Genomic DNA, 19275 nt, shown 5'->3' with positions numbered 1-19275 from the left:
AATCGCCGGCAAGCCGGCTCCCACCGAGCCTGCGCTAACGGCGCACCTGTAGGAGCGGCCTTGCGCCGCGAAAGGCCGCGCAGCGGCCCAATCGCCGGCAAGCCGGCTCCCACCGAGCCTGCGCTAACGGCGCACCTGTAGGAGCGGCCTTGCGCCGCGAAAGGCCGCGCAGCGGCCCAATCGCCGGCAAGCCGGCTCCCACCGAGCCTGCGCTAACGGCGCACCTGTAGGAGCGGCCTTGCGCCGCGAAAGGCCGCGCAGCGGCCCAATCGCCGGCAAGCCGGCTCCCGCCGCCCCTGCGCTAACGGCGTATCTGCAGGAGCGGCCTTGCGCCGCGAAGGGCCGCGCAGCGGCCCCACGATCACCATCCGCTGGGCCAACGCTCGGGTCGGTAAATCCAGCCTCAGGGCCGGGAAGTTTGCTCCCCTTGCCCCGCTCTGCTAGTGTCGCGCCGTTCTGAAAGCCACCGAGACAGTCGCCATGGCCCGCAAAAAAGCCTCCATCGATTTCGAGCAATCCCTCGCCGACCTGCAAGCCTTGGTCGAGCGCCTGGAGAACGGCGAATTGTCGCTGGAAGAGTCGCTGGCCGCCTTCGAACAAGGCATCGCCCTGACCCGCGATTGCCAGGCCGCCCTGGCCCAGGCCGAGCAGAAGGTGCAGATCCTGCTCGAACGCGACGGTGAGCTGGCGGCCCAGCCGTTCGACGCGGAGCCCGAAGCATGATCGGCCAGTACCAGGCAAGCTGCCAGGCGCGTGTCGATGCGGCCCTCGAGCCGCTGTTCGTGGCGCCGTCCAAGGAGCTCGAGCGGCTCTATGCAGCCATGCGCTACAGCGTGATGAACGGCGGCAAGCGTGTACGGCCATTGCTGGCCTACGCGGCCTGCGAAGCCTTCGGCGCCCCGGCCGAACAGGCCAATGGCGCGGCCTGTGCGGTCGAGCTGATCCATGCCTACTCGCTGGTGCATGACGACCTGCCGGCCATGGACGACGACGACCTGCGCCGCGGCCAGCCGACCACCCACAAGGCCTTCGACGAAGCCTGCGCCATCCTCGCTGGCGACGGCCTGCAAAGCCTGGCCTTCAGCGCCCTGCTCGACCCGCGCCTGAGCCCCCAGGCCGATACCGTTCGGCTGCAGATGGTCCAAGCCCTGGCCCAGGCTGCCGGCCCGGCCGGCATGGTCGGCGGCCAGGCCATCGACCTGGGCTCGGTGGGCCTGAAGCTCGACCAGAAGGCCCTGGAATACATGCACCGGCACAAGACCGGCGCCCTGATCGAAGCCAGCGTACGCCTCGGCGCCTTGGCCAGCGCCCGCGCCAGCCAGGCGCAGCTGGGCGCCCTGCAGACCTACGCCCAGGCAATCGGCCTGGCATTCCAGGTGCAGGATGACATCCTCGATGTAGAGAGCGACACCGCCACCCTGGGCAAACGCCAGGGCGCCGATATCGCCCGCGACAAACCCACCTATCCGGCTCTGCTGGGCCTGGAGGCGGCCAAGGCCTACGCGCTGGAACTGCGCGACCAGGCCCTGGGCGCGCTCGAAGGCTTTGGCGACAGCGCCGAACCCTTGCGCGCACTGGCTCGCTATATCGTCGAGCGTCGCCATTAAAGCATGCTCGCCTGCTCTGTAGGAGCGGGCTTGCCCCGCGATGACGTCGGTGAATCCAACATCGCATCGCGGGACAAGCCCGCTCCCACAGGGGCATCGCTAGCCGCTTGTGCCCTGCACGACGGCGCAGCCCGAAGGGCTGGTTGATCTCCCACAGGGGCAGCGTCCACCACACCTGCATGGGCAGCTTTTCCCACAATGGGGTAAACTGCCGCGTCTTCATATCTATAACGACTCGCCTGATGCCCACGACGTTTCAAGAGATCCCCCGCGAACGCCCGGTCACGCCATTGCTGGACCGCGCTGACACGCCTGCCGGCCTGCGCCGGCTGGCCGAAGCCGACCTGGAGACCCTGGCCGACGAGTTGCGCCAGGAGCTGCTCTATACCGTTGGTCAGACCGGTGGGCATTTCGGCGCCGGCCTGGGCGTCATCGAGCTGACGATCGCCCTGCACTACGTCTTCGACACGCCGGACGACCGCCTGGTGTGGGACGTCGGCCACCAGGCCTACCCGCACAAGATTCTCACCGGCCGGCGCAATCGTATGCTCAGCCTGCGCCAGAAAGACGGCATCGCCGCCTTCCCACGCCGCGTGGAAAGCGAGTACGACACCTTCGGCGTCGGCCATTCCAGCACCTCGATCAGCGCGGCACTGGGCATGGCCATCGCCGCTCGCCTGCAGAACGACCCGCGCAAGTCCATCGCGGTGATCGGCGACGGCGCCCTGACTGCTGGCATGGCTTTCGAGGCGTTGAACCACGCCCAGGAAGTCGATGCCGACATGCTGGTGATCCTCAACGACAACGACATGTCGATTTCGCGCAATGTCGGCGGCCTGTCCAACTACCTGGCCAAGATCCTCTCCAGCCGCACCTACGCAAGCATGCGCGAGGGCAGCAAGAAGGTCTTGTCGCGCCTGCCAGGTGCCTGGGAAATCGCCCGCCGCACCGAGGAATACGCCAAGGGCATGCTGGTACCCGGCACCCTGTTCGAGGAGCTGGGCTGGAACTACATCGGTCCGATCGACGGCCACGACCTGCCGACCCTCATCGCCACCCTGCGCAACATGCGCGACCTCAAGGGCCCGCAGTTCCTGCACGTGATCACCAAGAAGGGCAAGGGCTTCGCCCCGGCCGAGCTGGACCCGATCGGCTATCACGCCATCACCAAGCTCGAGCCCGTCGACAAGCCCGCTGCACCGAAGAAGGTCAGTGGGCCGAAGTATTCGGCGGTGTTTGGCCAATGGCTGTGCGACATGGCCGCTGCCGACAACCGCCTGGTGGGCATCACCCCGGCGATGAAGGAAGGCTCGGACCTGGTGGCCTTCAGCGAACGCTACCCCGAGCGCTACTTCGACGTCGCCATTGCCGAGCAGCATGCGGTCACCCTGGCCGCAGGCATGGCCTGCGAGGGCGCCAAGCCGGTGGTCGCCATCTACTCGACCTTCCTCCAGCGTGCCTACGACCAGCTGATCCACGACGTGGCGGTGCAGAACCTCGATGTGCTGTTCGCCATCGACCGTGCGGGCCTGGTGGGCGAGGACGGCCCGACTCACGCCGGCAGCTTCGACCTGTCGTACCTGCGCTGCATCCCGGGCATGCTGGTAATGACCCCGAGCGATGAGAACGAGCTGCGCAAGATGCTCACCACCGGCCACCTGTACAACGGCCCGGCGGCGGTGCGCTACCCCCGCGGTACCGGCCCCAACGCACCGATCAGCGGCGATCTGGAACCGCTGGTGATTGGCAAGGGTGTGGTGCGCCGCAAGGGTGAGAAGGTCGCCCTGCTGGTGTTCGGCGTACAACTGGCCGAGGCGATGAAGGTGGCAGAGCAGATCAACGCCACCGTGGTCGACATGCGTTTCGTCAAACCACTGGACGAGGCCCTGGTGCTGGAACTGGCGGCCAACCATGAGCTGCTTGTGACCGTCGAGGAGAACGCCATCATGGGCGGCGCCGGCGCTGCGGTCAGTGAGTTCCTGGCTCGCGAGGCGGTGCTCAAGCCAATGCTGCACCTGGGGCTGCCGGATATTTATGTCGAGCATGCCAAGCCGGCGCAGATGCTGGCTGAATGTGGCCTGGATGCGGCCGGGATCGAGGCTTCGGTGAAAGCCCGCCTGGCCAGGCTCGGCCTGTAATCCCCGGGGCCGCTTGGCGGCCCATCGCGGCACAAGGCCGCTCCTACAGGACTGCGTGGCCCCTGTAGGAGCGGCCTTGTGCCGTGATCGAAGGCGCAGCCCTCGAAAGCGCGGCGTACCTTGAGCCTGGATCTCGACCGTCAGTTCGACCGTTTCGCCGTTGGCGCCACCTGGCAAGCAGCCAGCAGCAGCTACAACGATGAAGCCAATACCGACCCAATTGCCGGCTATGGCACCTTGGGCCTGCGTGGAAGCTGGGCGGCAAGCCGTGAACTGAAGCTCGATCTGAAGCTGGACAACCTGCTGGACAAACAGTACAGCCGCACCCACTACAACTATCAGGGCACCAACTACGGCTACCGCGAAGAAGGCCGCACCTGGCTGCTGAGCGTCACCTGGACGCCGGCGCTCTAGCCGCAAGCAGCTCGCACAGGCGCGCCGTGGCCTCGATCATCTGGCCGCTGGGGCGTTCCAGCCCCTTGTCGGGCACTACCAGCAAGCGGTCATTGGCCACCGCATCGAGGGTGCGCCAGGCCTTCCAGCTGGCCAGTTGGGCCTGGTCGCCGGCGAGGATCACCTGCGGATCGCGCAACAGCACGGACTCCACGCTCACCTGGGGCGCAGGTTGGGTGAGGTCGGCAAACACATTCCGCGCACCGCAAACCTCCAACGCATCACTGACGATCTGCTGCCCGCCGAGGGTGTACAGCGGTCGGTCCCACACCTGGTAGAACACCCGCAGCGGCTGTTGTCGCCGGTACTGCCCGCGCAACTCCTGCAGCCGCTCGCGCAAGGCGGCCGCGTATTGCCGGCCTCGCTCGGCACGCCCTACCCGCTGGCCGATGGCTTCGATCTGCCCGATCAACTGGTCGATGTCCTTGGGCTCGCCGACGAAAGTCGGGATGCCCAGGCGCCTGAGCTGTTCGCGCTGGGCCGGCGCCACGCTGTCGGGCCACAACAACAACAGGTCGGGTGCAAGGCTGAGCAGGCGCTCGATGTCGAGCTGGCTGTACCGCCCTACCGAAGGCAGGCCCTGCAGTGACGCCGGTCGCTGGCCACCGTCGAGCACACCCACCAACAAGTCGTCAGCATGCAGCTCAAGCATGATTTCGGTCATCGAAGGGGCCAGGCTGACCACCCGAGAAACGCCTTCGGCCTTGACGCCGAAGGCCAACAGGGCCAGCAGGCAGAAAAGAATGCGCATCAGCCCAGCTGGCGGGGGATGCGGTACAGGTAGAGCAGCACCACGGTGGACAGTGCCAGAAGAATCTGCGGCACCGCCTCCAAGCCGACCAGCACCGAAAGTGCCGCCACCCAGGCCGGGAAACAGGCGAACAGCATGGCCATGCGTCGCACTCCTGCCAGCTCGATCCATGCCTGGGGCTCCTCGGACGAGCCGAGGGCCTTCGAAGTGGCGATCAAGGCACGCTTGTAGGCGCCGAAACGCGGCAGGCTGAGGAACATGGAGGCAGCGCCGGCGATGAACAGCGGCATGGCCAGGACAGGGATCAAGGTATCGCCGCCACCGAAGGCCCACGCCATCACCGGCAGCGGCACCAGGCCTACCGCCAGGTATTGCCACCACGCCAGCGCCAGGCGCCGCTTCACCTGGCTGCGGGTCACGCCTGCGGCTCGCCCTGGTGTTCGTTGCCCATCATGTGGCCAAGCTTGCCGGCCTTGGTGGCCAGGTAAAGACGGTTGTGCGGGTTGTGGCCAGTGTGCAGCGGCACGCGCTCGGCGACCTTGATGCCCATGTCGGTCAGGGCCTTGACCTTGCGCGGGTTGTTGGTCATCAGACGCAGCGAGCCTACACCCAGGTGCTCGAGCATGGGCTGGCACATGGCATAGTCGCGCTGGTCGGCGGCGAAGCCCAGGCGTTCGTTGGCCTCGACGGTGTCGGCACCGCCATCCTGCAGCTCGTAGGCGCGGATCTTGTTCAGCAAACCAATGCCACGGCCTTCCTGGCGCAGGTACAGCAGCACGCCACGACCTTCACGGGCGATGGCCTGCAACGCGGCCTCCAGTTGCGAGCCGCAATCGCAGCGCTGGCTAAACAGCGCATCACCAGTCAGGCATTCGGAATGCAGGCGCCCCAGCACCGGCTCGCCGTCGGCGATATCACCCAGGCTGAGCACTACATGCTCACGGCCCGTGGCTTCGTCGAGAAAGCCATGCATGGTGAAGATCGCGAAGGGAGTCGGGAGTTTCGAGGCGGCGACAAAGACGACGGGCACGTTGTGCTCCTAAAAAATAAGCAGTTCCAATTGCCCGATTGTATCAGCAGGTTGCCACCCATGCGCAGGCTGAATATCGCCGCTTAAGATCGAAAAGTTTGATGGTTGGGCTTCGAGCTCGCCCCCCCCCCCCCTTGCCCCGCGATTGGGCCGGGCCCGATATCATCGTCGCCCTTGATCGCGGGACAAGCCGCTCCAACAGGTACGCCGTTAGCGCAGGCTCGGTGGTAGCCGGCTTGCCGGCGATTGGGCCGCTGCGCGGCCCTTCGCGGCGCAAGGCCGCTCCTACAGGTGCGCCGTTAGCGCAGGCTCGGTGGGAGCCGGCTTTCCGGCGATTGGGCCACTGCGCGGCCTTTCGCGGCGCAAGGCCGCTCCTACAGGTGCGCCGTTAGCGCAGGGCCGGTGGGAGCCGGCTTGCCGGCGATTGGGCCGCTGCGCGGCCTTTCGCGGCGCAAGGCCGCTCCTACAGGTACGCCGTCAGCGCAGGGGCGGTGGGAGCCGGCTTGCCGGCGATTGGGCCGCTGCGCGGCCTTTCGCGGCGCAAGGCCGCTCCTACAGGGGATCAGCGTCGGGTCAAGCAACCACCCACACCAGCACTTGCATGCCCAGCCAGGCGAACACACCGGCCAGGATATCGTCGAGCATGATCCCGACGCCGCCATGCACGTGGCGGTCGATCCAGCGGATCGGCCAAGGCTTGAGGATGTCGAAGAAGCGGAACATCAGGAACCCCGCCAACAACCACTGCCAACCCTCCGGCACCAGCCACAGGGTAATCCACATGCCGACCATCTCGTCCCAGACGATGCCTTCGTGGTCGTGCACACGCAGGTCGTTGGCGACCTTGCCGCACAGCCAGAAGCCGAACAGCATGGTGATGCCCAGCAGCAGCCAGTAGCCCCAGTCCGGCAGCATCTGCCAGAGCGGGATGAACGGCAGCGCCACCAGCGAGCCCCAGGTGCCGGGCGCCTTGGGCAAGGTACCGGAGCCGAAGCCGAAGGCGATGAAGTGCCAGGGGTTGCGCCAGACCGAAGGCGGAACGAACTCCGCAGGCACCTGGTTGGGGTGGTCGGTCACGGTGTCTCCCTAAAATGTTGGTAACCCCGTTGCGCCGGGGTGATGTCCTGGCCCTGCCCGTCGCGCAGCGTCACGCCCTGCCCTTCGAGCACACGGCCGATGACATGGATGACGCCAGGATCAGGCAGGGATGAAAGTTGCGCCTCGGGCACAGTGAATGCCAACACGTAGTCGTCGCCACCGGTCAGCGCAGCATGCAAGGCCGCCTCCTGGCCGAGGAAGGCCTGCAGGGCGGGCGAGACCGGTACCTGCTCGGCATTTACCTGGAGCGCGACACCGGAAGCCTTGGCGATATGCCCGCAGTCGGCCAGCAGCCCGTCGGATATATCCAGCGCCGCCGTGGCCCGGCCACGCAACAGCTGGCCCAGGGCAAGCTGGGGCAAGGGCGACCAGTACTGGGCCAACAACGGTTCGGCGACCTCGGCCGGCGCCGTGCGTTCGCCCAGTACCAGCGGCAGGGCTCCGGCCGCATTGCCCAGGTAACCGCCCACACACAGCAGGTCGCCCGGCCTTGCACCGCTGCGGCGCAGGGCCTGCCCTGCAGGCGCCTTGCCGAATACAGTCACGGTGATAGCCAGGGGGCCACGGGTGGTGTCGCCACCGATCAGGCTGACGCCACAGCGCAAGGCCATGCGGTTCAGGCCATCGGCATACTGCCGGAGCCAGTCGGCACCGACCTGGGGCAGGGTCAGGGCGAGGGTGAAGCCGATGGGGTCGGCCCCCATGGCCGCGAGGTCGCTGACCGCCACGGCCAGCGAGCGCTGGCCGAGCAGCAGGGGGTCGCAGGCGACAGGAAAATGCACGCCTTCGACCAGGGTATCGGTGGACACCGCCAGCTGCTCGCCAGCAGGCAGCTCCAGCAGGGCGCAGTCGTCACCGATGCCGAGGACCACACCTTCGCCGCCCTGCGCACAGGCCGCAGCGGCGAAGTAATGACGGATCAGCTCGAACTCACCCATGGTCGGTCGGCGCCGCGATCAGCGCTTGGCCGCCTTGACTTCCGCGTCACGCAGAGTCGGCGCGAGCTTGTCCAGCACACCGTTGACGAACTTGTGGCCGTCGGTGGCACCGAAGACCTTGGCCAGCTCGACACCTTCGTTGATCACCACGCGGTACGGTACGTCGACGCGCTTGATGAACTCCCAGGTGGACAGGCGCAGCACCGCCAGCTCGACCGGGTCGAGCTCCTCCAGAGGCAGGTCCAGGCACGGAGCCAGGGCCTTGTCGATTTCGCCCTTGATCGCCGGGACCCCATGCAGGATCTCGCGGAAATAGGCGCCATCGATATCGGAGAAATCGTTGTCGACCCGGAACTGAGCCTCGATCTCATTCAGCGAATGCTGGGCCATGTGCCACTGGTAGAGGGCCTGGGTCGCGAGCTTGCGGGCTTCGCGGCGCTTGGCGCTCTTGGAGGGCTTGCCAGCATCCGCCGCGCGTGGCTCGCGCGGGTTGAAACGATCGCTTTCGTCGCTAATCACTTGGCCTCCAACTGCGCCAGCAGGCTGACCATTTCCAGGGCGGACAGGGCAGCTTCGGCACCTTTGTTGCCAGCCTTGGTGCCGGAACGCTCGATGGCCTGTTCGATGGAGTCGACGGTCAGGACGCCGAAGGCCACCGGAACACCGAACTCCATGGACACCTGGGCCAGGCCCTTGGTGCACTCGCCCGCCACGTATTCGAAATGCGGGGTACCACCACGGATCACCGCACCCAGGGCGACGATCGCGTCATATTCACCTTGCTGGGCGACTTTCTGTGCAACCAGCGGGATCTCGAAGGCGCCCGGGGCACGGATGATGGTGATGTCGCTTTCGCTGACGCCATGGCGTACCAGGGCATCAACGGCACCGCTTACCAGGCTTTCGACGACGAAGCTGTTGAAGCGGCCAACCACCAAAGCATAGCGACCTTTGGGGGCGATGAAGGTACCTTCGATGGTCTTCAGGGTCATTCCGGTGTTCTCATCTTAAAGAGCGAGGCCGCGCACACGCGGCCTGCGGGAGGGTTTGGACACGAGCGGCAGGACGACAGTTACGCCTGTGTCACTCGGAGGGCACGTATTCTACAACTTCCAGATCGAATCCGGATATCGCGTTGAACTTCATCGGCGAGCTCATCAGGCGCATCTTGCGCACGCCCAGGTCACGCAGGATCTGCGAACCGGCACCGACGGTGCTGTAGGTGGTCGGGGCCTTGGGCTGCGCATCGCCGGCGCTTTCGCGGATGTGTGCCAGCAGCACGTCGCCATCGAGCGGGTGGCCCAGCAGCAGCACCACGCCGCTGCCGGCCTCGGCCACGGCGCTCATCGCCGCACGCAGGCTCCAACGGCCCGGTTGCTTGACCAGCAGCAGGTCACGCAGCGGGTCCATGTTGTGCACGCGCACCAGGGTCGGCTCTTCGGCGCGGATGTCACCGAGGGTCAGGGCCATGTGTACATCGCCTTCCACCGCGTCGCGGTAGGTGACCAGGTTGAACTGGCCCAGCTCGCTGTCCAGCGGCTGTTCGGCGATGCGCTGTACGGTGCGCTCGTGGATCATGCGGTAGTGGATCAGGTCGGCGATGGTGCCGATCTTCAGGCCGTGCTCGGCGGCGAAGGCCTCCAGCTCCGGGCGACGGGCCATGGTGCCGTCGTCGTTCATCACTTCGCAGATCACGCCACTGGGCTCGAAACCAGCCATGCGCGCCAGGTCGCAGGCCGCTTCGGTGTGCCCGGCACGGGCCAGGGTGCCACCGGCCTGGGCCATCAGCGGGAAGATGTGGCCGGGGCTGACGATGTCGTCGGCCTTGGCATCACGGGCGGCGGCCACCTGCACGGTGCGCGCGCGGTCGGCAGCGGAAATACCGGTGGTGACACCCTCGGCGGCCTCGATCGACACGGTGAACTTGGTGCCGAAGCCAGAACCGTTGCGTGGCGCCATCAGCGGCAGCTTGAGCGTTTCGCAGCGCTCGCGGGTCATCGGCATGCAGATCAGGCCGCGGGCGTGCTTGGCCATGAAGTTGATATGCTCGGCCTGGCAGCACTCGGCAGCCATGATGATGTCGCCTTCGTTCTCACGGTCTTCGTCGTCCATGAGAATGACCATTTTGCCCTGGCGGATGTCTTCCACCAGCTCTTCGATGCTGTTGAGCGCCACTCGGCACCCCCTTCTCAATCAGGATTTCAGGTAGCCGTTGGCGGCCAGGAAGCTTTCGGTGATGCCACTGCCCTTGCTCGACTCGGCAGCCTTGTCGCCCAGCAGCAGACGCTCCAGGTAACGGGCCAGCAGGTCGACCTCAAGGTTGACCCGACGACCTGCGCGGTAGTCGGCCATGATGGTTTCGGACAGGGTGTGCGGGACGATGGTCAGCTCGAACTCGGCGCCATCGACCTCATTGACCGTCAGGCTGGTGCCGTCGACGGTGATCGACCCTTTGTGGGCGATGTACTTGGCCAGCTCCTTGGGCGCACGCACGCGGAACTGGATGGCGCGCGCGTTATCGCTGCGCGAGATGATCTCGCCGACGCCGTCGACGTGGCCGCTGACCAGGTGGCCGCCCAATCGGGTGGTGGGGGTCAGGGCCTTTTCCAGGTTGACCCGGCTGCCGCTCTTGAGGTCGACCATGGCGGTGCGCTTGAGGGTCTCGACGCTGACGTCGGCCCAGAAGCCGTCGCCGGGCAACTCCACGGCGGTCAGGCAGACGCCGTTGACGGCGATGCTGTCGCCCAGCTTGACGTCGCCCAGGTCGAGCTTGCCGGTTTCTACATAGAGGCGCACGTCACCGCCCTTGGGGGTCAGGCTGCGGATGGTGCCGATGGATTCGATGATGCCGGTGAACATGGTGTCCTCCTCGGGAACAGGGCTGCGCGTGGCAAGCCGGGCATTATACGCCGGAGGCCGGCAAGGGGATGGCCGTGATCCGCCAGTCATCGCCGACCGCGCGCACCTCGGTGATCTTGAGGCGCGGCGCCTCGGCCATCTGCGCCAACGGCCAGTCCAGCAGCGGGCGCGCGGTGCTGCCGAGGAACGTGCCGGCGACGAACAGCTGGAACTCGTCCACCAGGCCCAGGCGCGCGAAGGCGCCGACCAGGCCGGCGCCGGCTTCCAGCAGGACCTCGTTGACACCACGGGCGGCCAGGATCGGCAGCAGGCCAGACAGGTCGACACGGCCGGCGTCACCGGGCAGGCACAGCAGCTCATGGCCGGCCTGAGCATAACGCGGGTCGTCTGCGCAGGCGGTTATCACCAGTGCAGGGCCGGCCTGGAAGAACGGCGCCTCCAGCGGCAGGCGCAGGCGGCCATCGACCAGCACGCGCAGGGGCGGCCGAGCCAGGGCCAGGGCGGTGGTTTCGGCGTCCAGCCCCAACTCGGCGCCGCGCACGGTCATGCGTGCGTTGTCGGCCAGCACGCTTTCGGCGCTGGTCACCACCACGCTGGAACGGGCACGCAGGCGCTGCACCGCGGCGCGGGCGGCAGGGCCGGTGATCCACTGGCTTTCGCCGCTGGCCATGGCGGTGCGGCCGTCCAGGCTCATGGCGAGCTTGGCTCGCACGAACGGCAGGCCATGCTCCATGCGCTTGAGAAAGCCCGGGTTGAGTGCGCGAGCCTCGGCTTCGAGCACGCCGCTGCTGACCTCGATACCGGCCTCGGCCAGACGCCGCAGGCCCTGGCCGGCCACTTGCGGGTTGGGGTCCTGCATGGCGGCCACTACCCGAGCCACACCGGCCTTGACCAGCGCCTCGGCGCAGGGCGGCGTACGACCATGGTGACTGCACGGCTCGAGCGTCACATAGGCGCAAGCGCCGCGTGCGCGCTCGCCGGCCTGGCGCAGGGCGTGGACCTCGGCATGGGGCTCGCCGGCCCGCACGTGCCAGCCTTCACCCACCACCTCGCCGTCACGCACGATCACGCAGCCTACGCGCGGGTTCGGGTGCGTGCTGTACAGGCCCTTGCGGGCCAGTTCCAGGGCGCGCGCCATGTAATGGGCGTCGAGAATGGCGGCTTGGCTCGGCATGGTCATTCCTTGGCCGGTTCCCGGGCCAGGCGGTCGATTTCCTCGCGGAACTCGTCGAGGTCCTGGAAGCGCCGGTAGACCGATGCAAAGCGGATATAGGCGACTTCATCGAGCTTGCGCAGCTCGGCCATCACCAGCTCGCCGACCACCAGCGACTTGACCTCGCGTTCGCCGGTGGCACGCAGCTTGTGCTTGATGTGCGCCAGGGCCGCTTCCAGGCGCTCGACGCTGACCGGACGCTTTTCCAGCGCCCGCTGCATGCCAGCACGCAGTTTTTCTTCGTCGAAAGGCTGGCGCGTGCCGTCCTGCTTGATCAGCCGTGGCAGGACCAGCTCGGCGGTCTCGAAGGTGGTGAAGCGCTCGCCGCAGGCGACGCACTCACGGCGGCGACGCACCTGTTCGCCCTCGGCGACCAGGCGCGAGTCGATGACCTTGGTGTCGTTGGCACCGCAAAAGGGACAGTGCATGGTGGCAGGCAACAAAAAAAGGGAGGGCCATGGTAGCGCATCCCACTGGCAAGACAAGCCAAAGGGTTTACCATCCATGCAATTCTGCCCGTGAAGGACTACCCCATGCACTACCGAGCGCTCGTCGTGCTGTGCCTCGCCGGCGTGCTCGCCGCCTGCGGCAGCGACCGACCGAAGACCGAGCAAGCCTCTGCAGTACCGCCTGCCAAGGCCGTCAAGAAGCCAAAGGAGCTTGGCCCGCTGCCCGCCTACCAGCGCGAGGTGAGCGGCACCTTGCTGGAAATACCCGTCGGTGCCGAAGTGGAGCTGGCCCTGCTGGTCATCGATGAACGCGGCAGGCCACAGCGCCTGCTGGCCAGCAGCACCCTCACCGGTACCGGCCAGGCCCTGCCCTATCGCCTGCGCTTCAACCCCGAGGCCTTCCCGGCCGGTGCCCGCGTCGAGCTGCGTGGCCGCGCCAGCCGCTCCGGCCAGCTGATCCTGCACCTGCCGCCTCTGCGTATCGCCCAGGCCACCAACCAGGTCACCGGCCCGCTGCGTTTCGAGAAGGCGCCATAAATGCCCCCACTGCATCTGCAGCAGGCACTCAGCGGCCTGATCGGCGAAGCGCACCTGGTCGCCAGCGACCTGCCCGGCTGCGAGATCAAGCTCTGGCTGATCGATGCGCAGAACATGGACCGCGCATTCAGCCCCGAGGAAACCCGCCGCATCCTCGACGAACCGCCCTACTGGAGCTTCTGCTGGGCCAGCGGCCTGGCCATGGCTCGCTATCTGGCCGAACACCCTGAATGGGTACGTGGCAAGCGCGTGCTGGACTTTGGCGCAGGCTCCGGCATCGCCGGGATCGCCGCGGCGCGCGCAGGCGCACTGGAAGTGGTGGCCTGCGACCTGGACCCGCTGGCCCTGGATGCCTGCCGGGCCAATGCCGCGCTCAACGAGGTGGCGCTTGGCTACAGCAATGACTTCTTCGCCGAAGAGGACCGTTTCGACCTGGTCCTGGTGGCCGATGTGCTCTACGACCGCGCCAACCTGCCATTGCTCGACGCGTTCCTGGGCCGCGGTCGCCAGGCGTTGGTGGCCGATTCGCGGGTGCGCGACTTCAATCACCCACGCTACCGCCAGCTCGGCGTGCTCGAAGCCCTGACCCTGCCGGACCTGGCCGAGCCGCACGAATTCCGCCGGGTCAGCCTGTACCACGCCAGCCGCGAGCCTTTATAGTGGTGCCATTCACGGGTTTGCGAGAGTCGCGATGAGCCAAGCTCCTAGTAAAGATCTGCCATACATCTTCGATGCCACCGATGCCACCTTCCAGCAACTGGTCATCGAGAATTCCTTCCACAAGCCGGTGCTGGTCGATTTCTGGGCCGAATGGTGCGCGCCGTGCAAGGCGCTGATGCCATTGCTGGCCAAGATCGCCGAGGGCTACCAGGGCGAATTGCTGCTGGCCAAGGTCAACTGTGACGTTGAACAGCAGATCGTCGCGCAGTTCGGTATCCGCAGCCTGCCGACGGTGGTGCTGTTCAAGGACGGCCAACCAGTCGACGGTTTCGCTGGCGCCCAGCCCGAGTCGGCTATCCGCGCCATGCTCGAGCCTCATGTGCAGATGCCCGCACCACCTGCAGCCGCGCCGCTGGAGCAGGCCAAGGCCCTGTTCGCCGAGAGCCGCTTCGCAGAAGCCGAAGCCGTGCTCCAGGCGCTGCTCGGCGAAGACAACAGCAATGCCGAAGCGCTGATCTACTACGCACGCTGCCTGGCAGAACGGGGTGAGCTGGGTGAAGCCGAAGTGGTGCTGGACGCGGTCAAGACCGACGAGCACAAGGCTGCCCTGGCGGGCGCCAAGGCCCAGCTGACCTTCCTGCGCCAGGCCGCCAGCCTGCCGGAGGCCGCCGAACTCAAGAGCCGCCTAGCCCAGAACCCGCAGGACGACGAAGCCACCTACCAGCTGTGCATCCAGCAACTGGCGCGCCAGCAATACGAGGCGGCGCTGGATGGGTTGCTCAAACTGTTCCAGCGCAACCGTGGCTACGAGAACGGCTTACCGCAGAAGGCACTGCTGCAGGTGTTCGAATTGCTGGGCAACGAGCACCCGCTGGTGAGCGTGTATCGGCGCAAATTGTCGGCGGCGATGTTCTGAACCGCACAGGCCCAGTCGCTGGCAAGCCAGCTCCCACAGGTACGGCGGTGTCTCTAAATGATGTCAGCGCTGGCCCTGTGGGAGCCGGCTTGCCGGCGATTGGGCCAGCTCAGGTCGACATCACCCGACCCAGTGATACACCGGCGCATCCACCCCGCTTTCCACCTTCACCTCACTGCTATGGCGCAAGCGCACCAGCAACCGCTTGCCCGCCGCCGTGCTTCCGGCCAAACCTTCCAAGCGCTCCAGCAGTTCCGGCCCGCTGACCTGCCCGGCCTGGCGCAACAGTTCGCGCGCCGCCAGCCATTGCCCGTCGTCCTGGCGCGGCGCAGCCCCCGCTGGCACCGCTGCTGCCTCGGCTAGCGCAGGCACGTCCAACTGACGCCCGAGCCGCGCCCATTCCGCAGGCTCCAACTCGATGGTCAGGTCCACCGGCCAGTCGCCGATCTGTCCGCGAATTCTCACGCTGTTATCCTCGAATCCGAAATCAATGGCCTCTATGCTCTCATAGCACACCCCACAACCTGTAGGCGCGGGCTTGCCCCGCGATTGGTCGAGCCTGCAGCACGGCTACATGAAACCTGCCGCAGGCCGCTGGCGAGCGCGAGAAAAGTTGTTATAACATTACGACCTCGACTTCTGACCGCCCCGGAGTGTTCCATGCGCCGCCTGTTCCTCGCCCTGCCCTTCGCTCTGCTCCCTTTGGCCATGGCCCAGGCCCATGACGATCACGACCATGACCATGCCCACGGCACCCTCGCAGCCCACGAACACGGTGCGGCCAAGCTCGATGTCGTGCTCGACGGCAACACCTTGGAACTGGCGCTGGACAGCCCGGCGATGAACCTGGTCGGCTTCGAACATGCTCCTGGCAACGATGCTGACAAGGCCAAGGTCGCCGCCACACGCCAGCAGCTGGAGCAACCCTTGCAACTGTTCGGCCTGGCCCAGGCTGCAGGCTGCATGGAAGACGCCCAGGACCTCGACAGCCCCCTGTTTGGCGAGGCCGGCCACGACGATGCGGATGGAGATGAGCACGAGCACGGCCATTCCGACATCAACGCCCATTACCAGCTGACCTGCGCCACACCGGCCAAGCTCACCCAGGTCGACCTGACACCGCTGTTCAAGGCTTTCCCGGCGACTCAGAAAATCACCGTGCAGGTCATCGGCCCGAACGGCCAGAAGGGCCTGCAAGCCACGCCTGGCAAGCCATTGGTCGCATTCTGAATGAGCCAGCCGCTAATCGACCTGCAGGGGCTGGTATTCGCCTGGCCCGGCCAGCCGCCACTGCTGGATATCCCCGCGTTTCGCCTGGAGGCTGGTGAAGCGCTGTTTCTCAAAGGCCCCAGCGGCAGTGGCAAGACCACCCTGCTCGGCCTGCTGGGCGGGGTGAACAAGCCTGGGCAAGGCAGCATCCGCCTGCTCGGCCAGGACCTCGCCGCCCTCGGCCAAGGCGCCCGGGATCGCTTCAGGGTCGATCACACCGGCTATATCTTCCAGCAATTCAACTTGCTGCCGTTTCTGTCGGTGCGGGAGAACGTCGAGCTACCTTGCCGCTTCTCGCGCAGCCGCGCCGAACGCGCCCAGCAGCGCCATGGCAGCGTCGACCAGGCAGCCGCCCGATTGCTCGCGCACCTGGGCCTGGATGACCCAGCCCTGCTCGCCCGCCGCGCCGACAGCCTGTCGATCGGCCAGCAGCAGCGGGTTGCGGCGGCCCGGGCCTTGATTGGCCAACCCGAGTTGGTGATCGCCGACGAGCCGACCTCGGCGCTCGACGCCGATACCCGCGAAGCATTCATCGGCCTGCTGTTCGACGAATGCCGCGCCGCCGGCGCCAGCCTGTTGTTCGTCAGCCATGACCAGAGCCTGGCCCCACTGTTCGACCGTCACCTGTCCCTGGCCGAGCTCAACCGCGCGGCCAAGCCCCGGGAGGCCTGATGTACCTGCTCCGCCTTGCCCTGGCCAGCCTGGCCAACCGTCGCTTCACTGCGTTCCTGACCGCCTTCGCCATTGCCCTGTCCGTGTGCCTGTTGCTAGCGGTGGAGCGCGTGCGCACCGAGGCCCGTGCCAGCTTTGCCAGCACCATCAGCGGCACCGACCTGATCGTCGGCGCTCGTTCAGGCTCGGTGAACCTGCTTTTGTATTCGGTGTTCCGCATCGGCAACGCCACCAACAACATCCGCTGGGACAGCTTCGAGCACTATGCCAAGGACCCGCGAGTGAAATGGGCGATTCCGATTTCGCTGGGCGACTCCCATCGCGGCTACCGGGTGATGGGCACCACTGGCGAATACTTCAGCCATTACCAGTTCGGCCGTCGTCAGCACTTGGCGCTGAGCCAGGGCCGGCCGTTCGCCGACGACCCGTTCGAAGTGGTGCTTGGCGCCGAGGTGGCCGACGCCCTGCACTACAAGCTCGGCGACAAGTTGGTGCTGGCCCATGGCGTCGCCGCTATCAGCCTGGTCAAGCACGACGACAAGCCGTTCACCGTGGTCGGCATCCTCGCCCGCACCGGCACGCCGGTAGATCGCACCCTGCATATCAGCCTGGCGGGCATGGAAGCGATCCACGTCGACTGGCACAACGGCGTGCCGGCCCGTGGCGCCGGGCGTATCAGCGCCGAGCAGGCGCGGGCCATGGACCTGCAGCCGGCTGCCATCACCGCCTTCATGCTCGGGTTGAACAGCAAGATCGCCACCTTCAGCCTGCAACGGGAAATCAACGAGTTTCGCAGCGAGCCATTGCTGGCGATCCTGCCCGGCGTCGCCCTGCAGGAGCTCTGGAGCCTGATGGGGACCGCCGAACAAGCGTTGTTCGTGGTGTCGCTGTTCGTGGTCCTGACCGGGCTGATCGGCATGCTCACGGCGATCCTCACCAGTCTCAACGAACGCCGTCGGGAGATGGCCATCCTGCGCTCGGTGGGCGCACGGCCCTGGCATATCGCCGGGTTATTGGTGCTGGAGGCGTTGGCACTGGCAGTGGCCGGTATCGCCGCCGGGCTAGGCTTGCTGTACGCTGGCATCGCCCTGGCCCAAGGCTATGTCCAGGCCAACTACGGCCTCTACCTGCCGCTGGCCTGGCCCAGCACCCATGAGTGGACGTTGCTGGCCATCATTCTTGGCGCCGCGCTGCTGATGGGCAGCATACCGGCCTGGCGTGCCTATCGGCAGTCGCTGGCCGATGGTTTGTCCATTCACCTCTGAGCAGCCCGCATGTTCCCCATGTCCCCCGTTACCCCCATCGCCGGCAAGCCGGCTCCCACAGGCACAGCGGTGGCTCTACAAGCCCTGCTGCTCCTGTTACTGCTGTCGCTGGCCTTGCCTCTGCCGGCGGCCGAACCCCGTACCCTGGACTGGCCCGCCCTGATCCCCGAAGGCGCGCCGGTGGTGCCGGTGCAACAGGCACCGCTGCACGACCTCTCGCAACTGGGCAGCGCACTGGCCGAAGCTGCCTCCGCTGCGCGTCAGCAGGCGCCCGACGCCCCGGTGGTCAAGGCGCTGGATGGCCAACAGGTCAAGCTGCCCGGTTACATCGTGCCGCTGGAAGTCAGCGAGGAAGGCCGCACCACCGAATTCCTCCTGGTGCCTTACTACGGCGCATGCATCCATGTGCCGCCGCCGCCTTCCAACCAGATCGTGCACATCGTCAGCGAGATGGGCGTGCGCATCGAAGACCTCTACCAGCCCTATTGGATCGAGGGCCGCATGCAGGTCAAAGCCACCAGCAGCGAGCTGGCCGAGGCCGGCTACCAGATGGAGGCCGAGAAAATCTACGCTTATGAGCTGCAGTGAGAACTGTTTCCGCTTTGTGACACAGCTTCGTTGAGCTGTATCAAAAGTTGCGTTCGACCGGCTCCCTACCATTGGACTACTCGATTACTTACGTCCTTTGGGAGCTTCAATGAACAAGTCCTTGCTCGGCGCCTCGCTTATCGCCCTGGCGCTCGCTGCCCCTGTTGCCCACGCCCACCAGGCCGGTGACATCATCATGCGCGCCGGCGCCATCACCGTTGCGCCGAATGAAGACAGCAGCGACCTGAAATTCGACGGCACCAAGGTGTCGGGTACCAAGGCGACCCTGGACAGCGACACCCAGCTGGGCCTGACCTTCGCCTACATGCTTACCGACCACATCGGCGTCGAGCTGCTGGCCGCCACGCCGTTCAACCATACCGTGGCGGTCAAGGGCTTGGGCGGCGGCCTGGACGGCAAGCTGGCCGACATCAAGCAACTGCCGCCGACCCTGTCGCTGCAGTACTACCCGATGGCACCTTCTTCGAAATTCCAGCCCTACGCTGGCGTCGGCATCAACTACACCACCTTCTTCGATGAAGACCTCAGCGGCGCACGCAAGCAGCAGGGCTTCAGCAACCTGAAGCTGCAAGACTCGGTCGGCCTGGCCGCACAACTGGGCATGGACTACATGCTGACCGACAACCTGCTGGTCAACGCCTCGGTCTGGTACATCGACATCGACACCAAGGCCACCGTCGACGGCCCGACTGCACTGGGCTACAGCAAGACCAAGGTCGACGTGGACGTAGACCCGTGGGTCTACATGGTGGGCCTGGGCTACAAGTTCTGATGCCTTTCCGGATGGCGGCCGCGGTCGCCATCCAGCCTT

At 66.3% G+C, this 19275-nt stretch carries 23 protein-coding genes and 1 pseudogene; 12 read left to right on the top strand and 12 right to left on the bottom strand.

The window, feature by feature from the left end; genetic code table 11:
- Positions 1–480: 480 nt before the first annotated feature.
- The 4 genes and pseudogenes from ACNFG0_RS20205 to ACNFG0_RS20190 all read left to right on the top strand — a co-directional run.
- Positions 481–723, top strand: coding sequence for an exodeoxyribonuclease VII small subunit (locus ACNFG0_RS20205; RefSeq protein WP_196145436.1), 243 nt, complete (start codon positions 481–483; stop codon positions 721–723).
- On the top strand, positions 720–1607 hold the full coding sequence (gene ispA, locus ACNFG0_RS20200) for a (2E,6E)-farnesyl diphosphate synthase (RefSeq protein WP_196145435.1): 888 nt from the start codon (positions 720–722) through the stop codon (positions 1605–1607). Before ACNFG0_RS20205 ends, ispA begins: the two co-directional genes overlap by 4 nt.
- A gap of 242 nt (positions 1608–1849) precedes the next feature.
- Positions 1850–3745, top strand: a complete 1896-nt coding sequence (gene dxs, locus ACNFG0_RS20195; protein ID WP_196145434.1) for a 1-deoxy-D-xylulose-5-phosphate synthase — start codon at positions 1850–1852, stop codon at positions 3743–3745.
- Between the two features lie 105 nt (positions 3746–3850).
- Positions 3851–4159, top strand: a pseudogene (locus tag ACNFG0_RS20190) (TonB-dependent receptor); the annotation flags it as partial.
- Here ACNFG0_RS20190 and ACNFG0_RS20185 read toward each other — a convergent pair.
- The 11 genes from ACNFG0_RS20185 to nrdR form a co-directional block, all read right to left on the bottom strand.
- A complete protein-coding gene (locus tag ACNFG0_RS20185; RefSeq protein WP_416766138.1) occupies positions 4137–4949 on the bottom strand; it encodes a cobalamin-binding protein in 813 nt (270 codons plus the stop codon). The pseudogene ACNFG0_RS20190 and the gene ACNFG0_RS20185 overlap by 23 nt on opposite strands.
- Positions 4949–5368 carry an MFS transporter gene (locus tag ACNFG0_RS20180; RefSeq protein ID WP_196156789.1) on the bottom strand — a complete coding sequence of 140 codons (420 nt, stop codon included), beginning with the start codon at positions 5366–5368 and terminating at the stop codon, positions 4949–4951. Before ACNFG0_RS20180 ends, ACNFG0_RS20185 begins: the two co-directional genes overlap by 1 nt.
- On the bottom strand, positions 5365–5979 hold the full coding sequence (gene ribA / locus ACNFG0_RS20175) for a GTP cyclohydrolase II (protein ID WP_196145430.1): 615 nt from the start codon (positions 5977–5979) through the stop codon (positions 5365–5367). The genes ACNFG0_RS20180 and ribA overlap by 4 nt, the downstream gene beginning before the upstream one ends.
- 573 nt (positions 5980–6552) lie before the next feature.
- On the bottom strand, positions 6553–7056 hold the full coding sequence (locus tag ACNFG0_RS20170) for a phosphatidylglycerophosphatase A (protein WP_023382587.1): 504 nt from the start codon (positions 7054–7056) through the stop codon (positions 6553–6555).
- Positions 7053–8015: a thiamine-phosphate kinase gene (thiL, locus tag ACNFG0_RS20165; protein WP_196156123.1), complete on the bottom strand. Its 963-nt coding sequence runs from the start codon at positions 8013–8015 to the stop codon at positions 7053–7055. Before thiL ends, ACNFG0_RS20170 begins: the two co-directional genes overlap by 4 nt.
- An 18-nt stretch (positions 8016–8033) precedes the next feature.
- On the bottom strand, positions 8034–8534 hold the full coding sequence (gene nusB / locus ACNFG0_RS20160) for a transcription antitermination factor NusB (protein ID WP_196145428.1): 501 nt from the start codon (positions 8532–8534) through the stop codon (positions 8034–8036).
- The gene (ribE, locus tag ACNFG0_RS20155) at positions 8531–9007 is read right to left on the bottom strand and encodes a 6,7-dimethyl-8-ribityllumazine synthase (protein ID WP_043210219.1); all 477 of its coding nucleotides are present in this window, start codon (positions 9005–9007) and stop codon (positions 8531–8533) included. Before ribE ends, nusB begins: the two co-directional genes overlap by 4 nt.
- A 91-nt stretch (positions 9008–9098) precedes the next feature.
- Complete coding sequence (gene ribBA / locus ACNFG0_RS20150) at positions 9099–10190, bottom strand: bifunctional 3,4-dihydroxy-2-butanone-4-phosphate synthase/GTP cyclohydrolase II (RefSeq protein ID WP_084857384.1); 1092 nt, start codon at positions 10188–10190, stop codon at positions 9099–9101.
- Positions 10191–10208: 18 nt separating this feature from the next.
- Entirely contained in the window at positions 10209–10874 is a 666-nt protein-coding gene (locus ACNFG0_RS20145) for a riboflavin synthase (RefSeq protein WP_196145427.1), read from the bottom strand.
- A gap of 43 nt (positions 10875–10917) precedes the next feature.
- On the bottom strand, positions 10918–12048 hold the full coding sequence (gene ribD, locus ACNFG0_RS20140) for a bifunctional diaminohydroxyphosphoribosylaminopyrimidine deaminase/5-amino-6-(5-phosphoribosylamino)uracil reductase RibD (protein WP_416766136.1): 1131 nt from the start codon (positions 12046–12048) through the stop codon (positions 10918–10920).
- A 2-nt stretch (positions 12049–12050) separates the two neighbouring features.
- A complete protein-coding gene (nrdR, locus tag ACNFG0_RS20135; RefSeq protein ID WP_043210325.1) occupies positions 12051–12515 on the bottom strand; it encodes a transcriptional regulator NrdR in 465 nt (154 codons plus the stop codon).
- 105 nt (positions 12516–12620) lie between these two features.
- Here nrdR and ACNFG0_RS20130 point away from each other — a divergent pair, with 105 nt between their 5' ends.
- Genes ACNFG0_RS20130 through trxA form a run of 3 tightly spaced genes read left to right on the top strand, consistent with a single transcriptional unit; the run spans position 12621 to position 14649 of the window.
- Positions 12621–13073, top strand: a complete 453-nt coding sequence (locus tag ACNFG0_RS20130) for a YbaY family lipoprotein (RefSeq protein WP_416766135.1) — start codon at positions 12621–12623, stop codon at positions 13071–13073.
- Positions 13074–13733 carry a class I SAM-dependent methyltransferase gene (locus ACNFG0_RS20125; RefSeq protein WP_416766133.1) on the top strand — a complete coding sequence of 220 codons (660 nt, stop codon included), beginning with the start codon at positions 13074–13076 and terminating at the stop codon, positions 13731–13733.
- 31 nt (positions 13734–13764) lie between these two features.
- On the top strand, positions 13765–14649 hold the full coding sequence (gene trxA / locus ACNFG0_RS20120; protein ID WP_196145423.1) for a thioredoxin: 885 nt from the start codon (positions 13765–13767) through the stop codon (positions 14647–14649).
- Between the two features lie 120 nt (positions 14650–14769).
- On the opposite strand, the gene ACNFG0_RS20115 is transcribed toward trxA, so the two are convergent.
- Positions 14770–15114, bottom strand: a complete 345-nt coding sequence (locus ACNFG0_RS20115; protein ID WP_416766132.1) for a hypothetical protein — start codon at positions 15112–15114, stop codon at positions 14770–14772.
- A 195-nt stretch (positions 15115–15309) separates the two neighbouring features.
- Between ACNFG0_RS20115 and ACNFG0_RS20110 the strand changes: the two genes are divergently transcribed.
- The 5 genes from ACNFG0_RS20110 (at position 15310) to ACNFG0_RS20090 (ending at position 19236) form a co-directional block, all read left to right on the top strand.
- Complete coding sequence (locus ACNFG0_RS20110) at positions 15310–15879, top strand: DUF2796 domain-containing protein (RefSeq protein ID WP_416766131.1); 570 nt, start codon at positions 15310–15312, stop codon at positions 15877–15879.
- Positions 15880–16590, top strand: a complete 711-nt coding sequence (locus tag ACNFG0_RS20105) for an ABC transporter ATP-binding protein (protein WP_196156117.1) — start codon at positions 15880–15882, stop codon at positions 16588–16590.
- Positions 16590–17855, top strand: coding sequence for an ABC transporter permease (locus tag ACNFG0_RS20100; protein ID WP_416766129.1), 1266 nt, complete (start codon positions 16590–16592; stop codon positions 17853–17855). Before ACNFG0_RS20105 ends, ACNFG0_RS20100 begins: the two co-directional genes overlap by 1 nt.
- 18 nt (positions 17856–17873) lie before the next feature.
- Positions 17874–18443: a DUF3299 domain-containing protein gene (locus tag ACNFG0_RS20095; RefSeq protein ID WP_416766128.1), complete on the top strand. Its 570-nt coding sequence runs from the start codon at positions 17874–17876 to the stop codon at positions 18441–18443.
- A 109-nt stretch (positions 18444–18552) separates the two neighbouring features.
- On the top strand, positions 18553–19236 hold the full coding sequence (locus ACNFG0_RS20090) for an OmpW/AlkL family protein (RefSeq protein ID WP_196145418.1): 684 nt from the start codon (positions 18553–18555) through the stop codon (positions 19234–19236).
- Positions 19237–19275 lie beyond the last annotated feature (39 nt).

It is taken from the genome of Pseudomonas sp. NY15372 (assembly GCF_048068215.1).
GTDB classification, from domain to species: domain Bacteria; phylum Pseudomonadota; class Gammaproteobacteria; order Pseudomonadales; family Pseudomonadaceae; genus Aquipseudomonas; species Aquipseudomonas guariconensis_A.
The sequence above is the reverse complement of the archived record's forward strand: the minus strand, read 5'-3'. Positions and strand labels throughout refer to the sequence as shown.

Coding starts and splice junctions, on each gene's coding strand:
- ispA (WP_196145435.1), top strand. CDS start 720: ATGATCGGCCAGTACCAGGCAAGCTGCCAGGCGCGTGTCGATGCGGCC.
- ACNFG0_RS20125 (WP_416766133.1), top strand. CDS start 13,074: ATGCCCCCACTGCATCTGCAGCAGGCACTCAGCGGCCTGATCGGCGAA.
- nrdR (WP_043210325.1), bottom strand. CDS start 12,515: ATGCACTGTCCCTTTTGCGGTGCCAACGACACCAAGGTCATCGACTCG.
- ACNFG0_RS20100 (WP_416766129.1), top strand. CDS start 16,590: ATGTACCTGCTCCGCCTTGCCCTGGCCAGCCTGGCCAACCGTCGCTTC.
- ACNFG0_RS20130 (WP_416766135.1), top strand. CDS start 12,621: ATGCACTACCGAGCGCTCGTCGTGCTGTGCCTCGCCGGCGTGCTCGCC.
- dxs (WP_196145434.1), top strand. CDS start 1,850: ATGCCCACGACGTTTCAAGAGATCCCCCGCGAACGCCCGGTCACGCCA.
- ACNFG0_RS20110 (WP_416766131.1), top strand. CDS start 15,310: ATGCGCCGCCTGTTCCTCGCCCTGCCCTTCGCTCTGCTCCCTTTGGCC.
- ACNFG0_RS20095 (WP_416766128.1), top strand. CDS start 17,874: ATGTCCCCCGTTACCCCCATCGCCGGCAAGCCGGCTCCCACAGGCACA.
- ribD (WP_416766136.1), bottom strand. CDS start 12,048: ATGCCGAGCCAAGCCGCCATTCTCGACGCCCATTACATGGCGCGCGCC.
- ribE (WP_043210219.1), bottom strand. CDS start 9,007: ATGACCCTGAAGACCATCGAAGGTACCTTCATCGCCCCCAAAGGTCGC.
- trxA (WP_196145423.1), top strand. CDS start 13,765: ATGAGCCAAGCTCCTAGTAAAGATCTGCCATACATCTTCGATGCCACC.
- ACNFG0_RS20105 (WP_196156117.1), top strand. CDS start 15,880: ATGAGCCAGCCGCTAATCGACCTGCAGGGGCTGGTATTCGCCTGGCCC.
- ACNFG0_RS20205 (WP_196145436.1), top strand. CDS start 481: ATGGCCCGCAAAAAAGCCTCCATCGATTTCGAGCAATCCCTCGCCGAC.
- ACNFG0_RS20090 (WP_196145418.1), top strand. CDS start 18,553: ATGAACAAGTCCTTGCTCGGCGCCTCGCTTATCGCCCTGGCGCTCGCT.
- thiL (WP_196156123.1), bottom strand. CDS start 8,015: ATGGGTGAGTTCGAGCTGATCCGTCATTACTTCGCCGCTGCGGCCTGT.
- ACNFG0_RS20145 (WP_196145427.1), bottom strand. CDS start 10,874: ATGTTCACCGGCATCATCGAATCCATCGGCACCATCCGCAGCCTGACC.
- ACNFG0_RS20185 (WP_416766138.1), bottom strand. CDS start 4,949: ATGCGCATTCTTTTCTGCCTGCTGGCCCTGTTGGCCTTCGGCGTCAAG.